Annotated in this window: 10 protein-coding genes; 5 read left to right on the top strand and 5 right to left on the bottom strand. The window is 61.8% G+C overall.

Annotated features, from left to right (window positions below):
* Positions 1-3: 3 nt before the first annotated feature.
* The 5 genes from EOD15_RS03705 to EOD15_RS03725 all read right to left on the bottom strand — a co-directional run bounded on the left by EOD15_RS03705 (position 4) and on the right by EOD15_RS03725 (position 4,058).
* The gene (locus EOD15_RS03705; protein WP_127321374.1) at positions 4-990 is read right to left on the bottom strand and encodes a serine kinase; all 987 of its coding nucleotides are present in this window, start codon (positions 988-990) and stop codon (positions 4-6) included.
* The gene (locus tag EOD15_RS03710; RefSeq protein ID WP_127321375.1) at positions 987-2,909 is read right to left on the bottom strand and encodes a lasso peptide isopeptide bond-forming cyclase; all 1,923 of its coding nucleotides are present in this window, start codon (positions 2,907-2,909) and stop codon (positions 987-989) included. Before EOD15_RS03710 ends, EOD15_RS03705 begins: the two co-directional genes overlap by 4 nt.
* Positions 2,906-3,469: a lasso peptide biosynthesis B2 protein gene (locus tag EOD15_RS03715; RefSeq protein ID WP_127321376.1), complete on the bottom strand. Its 564-nt coding sequence runs from the start codon at positions 3,467-3,469 to the stop codon at positions 2,906-2,908. Before EOD15_RS03715 ends, EOD15_RS03710 begins: the two co-directional genes overlap by 4 nt.
* On the bottom strand, positions 3,453-3,767 hold the full coding sequence (locus EOD15_RS03720) for a PqqD family protein (RefSeq protein ID WP_127267623.1): 315 nt from the start codon (positions 3,765-3,767) through the stop codon (positions 3,453-3,455). Before EOD15_RS03720 ends, EOD15_RS03715 begins: the two co-directional genes overlap by 17 nt.
* Positions 3,768-3,905: 138 nt before the next feature.
* Positions 3,906-4,058 carry a lasso peptide gene (locus tag EOD15_RS03725; protein ID WP_013891488.1) on the bottom strand — a complete coding sequence of 51 codons (153 nt, stop codon included), beginning with the start codon at positions 4,056-4,058 and terminating at the stop codon, positions 3,906-3,908.
* Between the two features lie 514 nt (positions 4,059-4,572).
* On the opposite strand from EOD15_RS03725, the gene EOD15_RS03730 reads away from it, so the two are divergent.
* The 5 genes from EOD15_RS03730 to EOD15_RS03750 form a co-directional block, all read left to right on the top strand.
* A complete protein-coding gene (locus tag EOD15_RS03730; protein ID WP_127321377.1) occupies positions 4,573-5,703 on the top strand; it encodes a nucleotidyltransferase family protein in 1,131 nt (376 codons plus the stop codon).
* Positions 5,704-5,798: 95 nt separating this feature from the next.
* On the top strand, positions 5,799-6,821 hold the full coding sequence (locus EOD15_RS03735; RefSeq protein ID WP_127408298.1) for a glycosyltransferase: 1,023 nt from the start codon (positions 5,799-5,801) through the stop codon (positions 6,819-6,821).
* 291 nt (positions 6,822-7,112) lie between these two features.
* Positions 7,113-7,508, top strand: a complete 396-nt coding sequence (locus EOD15_RS03740) for a hypothetical protein (protein ID WP_127322326.1) — start codon at positions 7,113-7,115, stop codon at positions 7,506-7,508.
* Positions 7,509-7,655: 147 nt separating this feature from the next.
* Positions 7,656-8,513, top strand: coding sequence for a family 16 glycosylhydrolase (locus EOD15_RS03745; protein ID WP_127322327.1), 858 nt, complete (start codon positions 7,656-7,658; stop codon positions 8,511-8,513).
* Between the two features lie 67 nt (positions 8,514-8,580).
* On the top strand, positions 8,581-8,885 hold a 305-nt coding region (locus EOD15_RS03750; protein ID WP_148129491.1), incomplete at its 3' end, for a 3-hydroxyacyl-CoA dehydrogenase NAD-binding domain-containing protein.

Genomic DNA, 8,885 nt, shown 5'->3' on the forward strand with positions numbered 1-8,885 from the left:
CGCTCACGACCGCCGGTTGCCAGCCGACAGATCCTTTTCGATCAGCTCCACGGCTTCGCCGATCCTGTCCAGGCCCGTCGGGACTTCCAGCCGGTACACGCCGATATGGTTAGCAATCCATGAACATTGCTGAAGATGCGCCGCCGCGAAGTCGTCGGGGAGGGCCGCGCGGCCGAAGCGCGTCACATAGGAGAATTTGATGATGGCCGGCAGGGCGGCAATGGCGGGCAAGGGCGTGATGCCAGCCCTTTCGCCGCGCTCGAGGATATAGATCCTGGTCGCCGGCACCTTGTCGCCCGAAAAGTCACCGTTCAGGCGATGCTGCATCTTGTCGATCGCCGGATGCACTTGCGGCCGCACTTCCGCTTCCCCGAGCGAGATCGCCGCCGCGGCGTCGGCCGCCAGCTTGATCTGCGGAAAGCCCGGAACGGTCATTGGCTCACTCGGATTGGCGAGGTCCAGCGCCACCACGTCATCGGTAAGCAGTCGATGCCCGGCCCGGATCATCGCACTTGCGGTCGTCGACTTGCCGGCACCCTTGTCACCCATGAAGATGGCGCTCGTTCCGGCGGCGGCGATGGCGCTGGCATGCAGGACAAGCAGGCCGCGCCGGTGCAAGAGCAGCGCCATGACCGGGCCGAGCAGCGGAAACGCCAGCAGCGCGTCGTCGACGCCGGGCGCCGGTTCAATGTCGATACGGTTGGAATCGGTGATCAGGAACGCACCCACGGCATGCCAGGCCAGATATTGCCGGTCCGCCTCGAAGCGAAAGTCGGTCGCGGCTTCGGGCGCCGGCTTTGGCAGGTCGATCGCGCCGACGGCGATCACGACATCCGCCGCCCCGGGCGGCGCCGGCTGCAGTTCGGGTAACATCACCTCCGACGCGATGGTCAGACCATAGGCGCGGTAGAAGCGGCGTTCTCGCATGGCCCGGCCATGCGGACGGGGATTATCACTGTATGCGGCCATCGGCTCGTTGCGCGGCATCACGTGGGGCTCCCGCCGTGCTGGAGTTGCCGCAGCCAGAGCGACAGCGAGGCCGAGCGCCAGACATACTGAACATCCAGGGGGGCTGCCTGATCGGGCTGGCGCAGCAGTCGCGCATAGGCAGCACTCACTTGCGGCAGATTGACATAAGGCGCGATGCGGCCTGCATCCGAGACCAGCAGCTGTTCCAGGAGGTCGCGATGATTGCGCAGCATGCCGTTGACGAGATTGGCGGTGAAGTCGATCTTGTCGCGTCGCCACTGCACCGCCTCCGGCAATACGCCTTGCATGGCGCGACGCAGCACATAGCGACCAAAGCCGTGGCTCAGCTTCTCCTCGCCCGGCAATGCCAGGCAGAACTCGACCAGCGGCTTGTCCCAGAAAGGGTATCGCGGCTCGACGCCGAAATTGGCGGCGGCCTTGTCGAGAACCTCGAAAGCATGCGGGACATAGCCGTTCGACAGGATCCAGCGATGGCTCAAGGCGTCGCTGGCCTGAACGCCGGGCGGCATATAGCCGGCCCGGTGAAACCGGTCGACAAGCTCGGTGCGCTTGGCAAGGTCCGGATTGATCAGGTCGCGCCAGCTTCGTGCGCGCTGCACGTGCGCGGGCTTGCGGATCCTGTTCAGGGCACGGTTGGCCAGATGCCTCAGCTTGGCGATGCGCCAGGCCGGCCCGTAGAGGGTCAGGAACTGGAGATAAAGGCCAAGCGTGCTGTCGCCATAGGTATTGGAGGCGCTGCGGACCTCGCGCCACAGATCCATCCATCGGCCGCCATTCGCAAGCTCGTGCAGGTGACCATGGCCTTGGGAAACGACCTCGTCGCCGCCATGGCCGTCCAGCAGCACCTTGATGCCCTTAGCGCCGGCAGTCCGGTAGACACCGCGGGTGAGCGTCAGGCCCGGCGCCAGGAACGTTCCTTCCTGTTCTTCCAGCACGCGTTCGAATTCGGCGAATGGGGCATAGTTGCCGACCGGGATCAGTGTCGCGTCGACCTTCTGCTGGTCGAGAACGGCATCGATGAAGGGCCGCTCGTCCATCGGCGAGCCCTTCTCGAAAACCAGCGAGAAGGTCGGCAGCTTCGGCTTGCGCGCAGCGGCATTCTGCAGGCCGGCGACACAGGCGATAGATGAGGAATCGAGACCGCCGCTCAGCATTGCGCCGACTGCCGAGGTCCCTCGCATGCGGTTGCGCACCGATTGCGAGAACAGATGGGCGAATTCCTCCGATGCATCCGACCGCAAGGGCCGCGCCGACGGCTCGATCTGCCAGTATCGACGCAACATCACCTGTTGCGCGGTGACGGTCAGGCTGTGGCGGGCCGGCAGGCTGAATATATCGCTGTAGGGGGTCGACTGCGGGTCGTCGGGAAGCCCGGCCAGGAAGCCGGAGATCTGGCGCTCGCTGACACGTGCGCGGATACCTTCGACGCCCAGGATCGGCCCGATCTCGGACGCGAAGGCAAAACGCCGGTCCGCCGCGTGGTAGTAGAACGGCTTGACGCCAAAATGATCGCGCGCGCAAAACAGCGATTGCCGCTCGTCATCCCAGATGGCGAACGCGAAATCGCCTTGCAGATGCTCCGGACAGGCTTCGCCCCAACGCAGATAGGCCCGCATCAGCACGATCGCGTCGGCCACCGACTGGTCGCGGATACCGAGCCTGGCCAGCAACTCGTCACGGTTGTCCAGCCGGCAATCGGCGGTGATGGCGAGCCGGCCGCCAGCCATCGTCAAAGGGCCTGGACCGACCTCATCCGATGTGTTGAGCCAGGCGTGGGCAAGGGCGATGCTGGTGTCCAGCCACCAAGAACTGCCGTCAGGACCGCGATGGCGCATGCGCGCCAGCATTTGCTGAATGTCTCCCGCCGCGACCGCCGGTGCGTGTGCTCCGCGCAGCAGGATTCCAGCGACGCCGCTCATCGGCTGCCGTGGTCGACGAGATGGGCGAAGCCGTCGATCGATCCGCCAAGCACGATATGGTTGTCGCTGACCAGCCAGGCATGTGCTTTCAACTGCTCGCCCGTACCACGTTCGATGCCGATGCGTATCGTCGATTCATTGCCTTGGCGGGCGAGAATATACTGGCCGGAGAGCGCCTGGGTCAGGCACGTAGCGTAAGGGACGAAACGGGCCGCGGCGGCAACGCCCCAGGCGACACGCCGCAGTTCGCCCATTGAAGCGCACTGCCGCGCGTCTAGGCGCGTCACCAGGCTGCGTACACGATTGTAGGACAGCAGCGTCAGCCCCAGCCGAACTGTCGCCACCACCAGCAGGCAATGGCCAAGGAAGATCATTTCCGAGCCGCTCAGGGAGAAAATCCTGAACAGCCCGTGCCGGCTTCCGCCGCGCTTCGACTGCTTGAAGCCTGTTTCCCTCGCGGGTTCCTGCCGTAAGGCCGTGGCCCGCGAAACCAGAGCCCGCGGAACTATGGCCTGCGAAACCAGCGCCTTGTGCTGGGCCGACTTAGACAAGTGCCTCATGATGCCGTCTCGCAAGCCCATTATCGGTCAGGCCCTTCAGCAATGCGTCGACATCGGCCTGGCAGCGCACCGGGTCGACATTATAGCGCGCAAGCACGGCGCTGCGGATGTCGCCGATCGACCGGGGCTCCTGGATCAAATCCCAGATGAAGGCGCCGACGCCATTCAGGCTGTAGTAGACATTGGATTTGAGATTGAGCAGCGCCAAGCCATCGCCGAACTCGCAAGCCACGGCATCCTTGGTCGCACTCACGCTATCATGGTCGGCCAGATCATGGTCGGATTGCTTCCCGTTCATCCCCGCACCTCACTGACAAAACGCTTCGACCATCTCCGGTTGGCGCAGGAGAAGTCGGGAGGCTGGCCCCCCGACCCCTCTTACGTCTGCTTTTGAATCCAGAGTCCCAAAATGTCACTCTGGAAACGGCTATAAGTCTCAGGAGAACGTCAGGTCGCCGATCGGCGTGTGCGCGGGGAACGATGCGTCGATCGCCGTGTTGCCGCCGCCACCCTGGGTGATGGTCTCAATCGAACCATGAACCGTCAGGCTTGGTGTCTCGTATTCATGCTTTTCAACATTCTGTTCCATTTTACTCTCCGATTTAGGACTGGAAACGGCCTGTCGAGTGCCGTCAGCACTTTTATGCTGCAATGCAATAGCTGCACGGCAGCATTTATGAGTCAAGACTGTTTTACTTTCCGTTAATCAATTACGTTGCTGGCGTCAGGACATGAGCGCCCATGCCTAAAACTTGTCACTTTTTAGCCGATTCCTTGGGCATGATTGCGGCGCCTGTGCTGATTCTTTAAGCATATGATTTTGCTTGCATAAGTCGTTCGCTTTGTGCTTATTTTTAGGCTTCGCTAATGGAAAGAATTTTCTGTTTGGAAAATTCGGCCGGGGATCGGCTAAAAGACCTGGCAAGGATATTTCAGCCGCGGTTCTCACTTCTTTACGACGCGATCTCGATAGGCGCTTCGGTTGCAAAAATTCGCACTGCAAAAGGAAAGGCTTTACGGCATCGTGATTTTTGGTGATGTTTGCTTCGCACATGCAGCATAAGTGTTCGCGCAAACCGCTTTCTTGGGAGATTGTGCGCTAAATGGCCTTGCCTGACGGCTCATACGAACGATTGCGCGCCGCCGGCTGTGCCGACGAGGTGGCCTACGTGCAGGCCTGCCTGCGATTGTATTTCGCCGGACCGCACGCCGGCGCGGGCGGCATTTCGATGCGTGATCTGGACGGTGCCAAAATTGCCGACATCGCCAGGCTGAACAAGGTCGCCATCTTTGTCCTCAAGGCCCTTTCGCGCGCACCCGCGCTTGAGAGGCCGCCTGAGCTTTTCCGATGGCTCGACACCTACCGCAGGAGGACGGTTTCGATGAACGCGTCCTGCATCATGGATTCCATGGCGGTCCATGATGTGCTGCGCGCCAGCGAGATCGATTTTGTTTTTCTGAAGGGTCCGTTCCAGCAGCAGCTTCTCTACGACGACCACTTCATGAAGCCGTCCGGCGATGTCGACATCCTGGTTTCGCCGCTCGGATTTTTCAGGGCGCGTGATGCGCTTCGCCAGATCGGTTATGAGGTATCAGGCAAGTCGAACTCCGTCTGGTGGGTCCGCTTCCTCGGCGAACAGCACATGACCCGGGACGACGGGCCGAGGTCGTCCACGGTAGATCTCCACTACCGCCTCCAGCAGCCCGGCTCGCCAAGCCCGCGCGACGCGGACGGGTTTCTGCGGCGCAAGCGACAGGTCGAAATCGCCGGTGCGACGGTGCCGTTCACCTCGGTGGCCGATACTTTGCTTTTGTCCTGCATCAGCGTCGCCAAGGCACTTTTCAACCGGGAACCCTGCGCGGGCTACGTCTGTGATATCGGTGCCAGCGCCGCCCGCCTCGACGAGGCGGATCAGCAGCGTTTGCTCGATGCCGCAACCGTGCAAGGTTTGGACGACACGCTGCTGCTTGGCCTGCGCGCCGCCGATGTGCTACTCGGCGGCGCTGGCACGCTGCTGTCGCAGCGCGCGACCAGGATCCTGTCGCGCATCGGCAATGAGGATCTGCTCAGCATGGTCATCGCGCCATGGCTGCCGTCGCTGCGGTGGCCACAGCGGCGAACGGTGCTGTGGGAACTGTGCGGCCGCGCGCCGGTCCGCTATCTGGCCGAAGCCGGCTGGGCGGCGTCCGCCGATATCAGCCGCCGCATCTTCGAGCGGCCGGGGAGTCGCTGAATGAAGGCAAATTGGGTGCTGATGGCAATTCTGTAGGGCATCGAAGGAGTACGGGGCGAGGGCAAATCGATATTACCTGTACGAGAGGCAAATCCATGTCGATGACGAAATCCGAGGTCTGCGTGATCATCGCGGCAAAAAACGCGGCAGCGACAATCGCCGTCGCCATCGCATCCGCGTTGCGCGAACCGGAAGTGGCGGAGGTCGTCGTTGTCGATGATGCCTCTACCGACCACACCGCCGATGTCGCACGATCCGCCGATGATGGCAGCGGGCGGCTCTCCGTGATGCGCCTCAATGTCAATCGCGGCCCCTCCTTTGCCCGCAACGCAGCCATCGCCGGCTCGAAATCGCCGTTCATCAGCATTCTTGATGCCGACGATTTTTTCCTCGAAGGCCGGTTTCGCAACCTGTTTGCCGGCGCCGATTGGGATTTCGCAGCCGACAACATCATGCTGATCAGGGATGATGCGACGGGCGACGCGACGAAAATCGTGGCGCCGCAATTTGCCGCCGATCCGGAATTCCTCGATTTCGAGCGCTTCGTCGAAGGCAACATCTCCAGGCGCCGCGTGCAGAGGGGCGAACTGGGCTTCTTGAAGCCGGTGATCAGCCGTGCCTTCCTCGACCGCCACGGGTTGAGCTACGACGAGAGCCTGCGGCTGGGCGAGGACTATGAACTCTACGCCCGCGCGGTCGCATGCGGGGCGCGGTTCAAGGTTATTCGCTCCTGCGGCTACGGCGCCGTCGTCCGCGCCGATTCTTTGAGCGGCCGCCACAAGACTCAGGACCTGAAGCGTTTGGCCGATGCGGATCTGGCGCTGCTGGCGATCGACAGTCTGCCGGAAGGCTCGAAGGCGGTGCTGCGGCGGCATGAACGGCACGTGCGCGACAAATATCGGCTGCGCAATTTCCTTGACGTCAAGGCTGAGCGGGGGCTGGCATCGGCCGCGGCTTACGCTTTCGCCAGCCTGTCCAACCTCGTCCCCATCGTCCAGGGCGTGGCTTCCGACAAGCTCGAGGCGCTGTTTCGTCGCCTCGGCCTTATGTCCAGCCAAAAGCCTGTGCCGCCGCTGCGCTTTCTGATGGCCGGAACCAGCACGGGCAAGGAACGCTGAGAGCGGACCCCGGTGCTTGCGATTTGTCCGCTCGCAGCACGTCATCACGCAAACCATTTCGGCCGGATTTATGAGTTTACGAATTGGGTGGTTGCCTCGCGGCTCCGACGATGGCAGTCTATGTTGCGGTGCAGCATAGTGGACGACCAGCCGAACTGGCCCCCGATCGGATTGGTCCGATGTCTCTCCCTCAAAAGGAGCAGGACAACGCAACACGAATTTTTGAGCCCCGGCTGCGGGGATCGGCCAGAAGCCCGGCCCACAAGCCGGCGATGACAGGAATCTGAGTTCATGGCCTCGATATTCGGTTTCAGATCAAGGGATCCGGCCCGCGACCGGCAGGCCGATGTTTCACGTCTTGATCGTCTGGCAAAGCTGTTCGAACAGATTGCGGCCGAGATCGAGGCCGAGAGAACCGGGCTTGAGAATCGCTACCGGACAACGTCGACCAACGCCGCCTTCCTGGTCGAAGCCATGGAAAACGGCTCAGCGTCCGACAAGCGGTCTTCGGAAGTCAGCGCACTGACACAGTCGATCCTGAATTGCGAACGCCGCATTGCGGCGCTGTCGCGCCAGGACGGCATGATGAAAGAGCTCCGTCATTCGCTGGATATGGTCTTCGACGAGGATGCCGATTCGGCCGCCTCGGCGGAATTCGCCTGGCCGGCAGGCGCCGGCAGAGGTTGAACGTGAAGGTTCGGAACTGTTGCAACGGATTTGATGCAGGGCGGGAAGCAATCGAGAGGGTCAGAGGGGAGGTCAAGGTTGGCCCGTTCAGGAGCGGTCGAACGTCGACTTTGGGTTGGGGACACACAGCGCAAAGGTGAGTTTGATATGAATTCGAATCCGAAACCTACGACGGCAATTGACGCGCCGCCTCTCGCATATCGGACCGGACAAGCCGCCTGGCGACGGCTGGGGTCGCTCGGTGCGTTGCTGCTGGCTGCTCTCGGTGGTTTCCTGGCAACGCCTTCCTACGCCCAGGACATTCCGACATCGCCGTCCTTCGTCGATGATTTCAAAAGCTTCGATCGCGCGCGCTGGTATGTTTCCGACGGCTGGAACAACGGCAGCCATCAGAATTGCACCTGGTCGAAAGGCATGGTCGAACTGTCGAATAATGTGCTGTCGCTCGGCTTCGAAAAGCAGACGCTGAAGGATCGCGACTACGTCTGCGGCGAGATCCAGACCAAGCAGCGCTTCGGCTACGGCACCTATGAGGCACGGCTGAAGACCGATACCGGCTCCGGCCTCAACGCGGCGTTCTTCACCTATATCGGTCCCAGCGACAAGCAGCCCTGGGACGAGATCGACTTCGAGGTGCTGACCAAGGACACCTCCAAGGTGCAGGTCAATGCCTATATCGCGGGCAAGGGCAAGAACGAGAAGCTGGTCGACGTGACTGGCGGCACGGAGAACGCCTTCAACGACTACGCCTTCGTCTGGCAGAAGGACAGCTTGCGATGGTACGTCAACGGCCAGCTGGTGAACACGATTACCGACCCGGCGAAGCTGCCCAGCCATGCACAGAAGATATTCTTCAGCTTTTGGGGCAGCGATACGATGAAGGGTTGGATGGGAGCGTTCGCGGATCCGGGCCGCAAGCTTTCCCTGCAGATCGAGCGGGTTGCCTTCACGGCGCTCGGCGAACCCTGTCAATTTCCGGAATCGCTGGCATGCAGTGTAAAGTAGTTGGGAAAGTCGATTTGAACCGGCGGGACCGAAAACGGTCCGCTGCCTTGCATGGGAATGAAACCGAATGAATTTGACGGTGTTTGGAATTGGCTATGTCGGCCTCGTGCAGGCTGCGGTCCTTGCCGAAGTCGGGCACCAGGTGGTGTGCGTCGACATCGACGCCGCCAAGGTCGAGCGGCTCAACCAGGGCCTGGTTCCCATTTTCGAACCCGGTTTGGAAAACCTCGTTAAGGAAAACCATGCTGCCGGCCGCATCAAGTTCACCACCGATGCCGCCGCCGCTGTCAGGCATGGCGAGATCCAGATGATCGCGGTCGGCACGCCGCCGGGCGAGGACGGCTCGGCCGATCTCAAATATGTGCTGGCCGT

The sequence above is a fragment of the Mesorhizobium sp. M7A.T.Ca.US.000.02.2.1 genome (genome assembly GCF_003996995.1).
Lineage (GTDB): Bacteria > Pseudomonadota > Alphaproteobacteria > Rhizobiales > Rhizobiaceae > Mesorhizobium.